Genomic DNA, 561 nt, shown 5'->3' on the forward strand with positions numbered 1-561 from the left:
TGGTGGCAGCAGCTGGGCCTGGTGATGGCGGGCGGCGCACTGGGCGCCGCACTGCGCTTCATGGTGGGCGATGCGATGCTGCGCCAGTTCGGCAATGGCTTTCCGTGGGGCACGCTGACGGTGAACCTGGCCGGTGCGTTCGTCGCCGGTTACGTGATGATCTGGCTGCAGAGTCGTGGCACGGCGGCGCTGTACTGGCGCGCGTTCCTGATCGTCGGGATCGTGGGCGGATTGACCACGTTCTCCTCGATGATGCTCGAATCGCTGGTGTTCACCCGCACCGACCGCAGCGTGATGGTGCCGCTGTACCTGGGCGTGAGCCTCGTTGGCGGGATGCTGCTGGTGTGGGCGGGCGCGCGTGTTGCAGAGGCGTGGCGCTGACGCTTGCGTCGCAAATGCAGAAATCCACGGAAAACGCTGGATTAAAGTGATGTCTCACGATATCGTGCGCGCCCCCGTTTGCATCCTCGTCCGTCATGCGCGATGAACAAGACCCCGGAACACTGGAACTGACGCTGCCGCGCAAGCGCGGCCGTCCGCCCACCTTCGGCTACGCGATGA

General features: G+C 65.1%; 1 protein-coding gene. It reads left to right on the top strand.

All coding sequences use genetic code 11. From position 1 onward, the window contains the following. Positions 1 to 381 (top strand): fluoride efflux transporter CrcB (gene crcB / locus AAE045_RS24045; protein WP_455549812.1); only part of this gene is annotated, 381 nt, incomplete at its 5' end. Positions 382 to 561: the final 180 nt, after the last annotated feature.

This window comes from Dryocola clanedunensis (assembly GCF_038405435.1).
GTDB lineage: Bacteria > Pseudomonadota > Gammaproteobacteria > Enterobacterales > Enterobacteriaceae > Dryocola > Dryocola clanedunensis_A.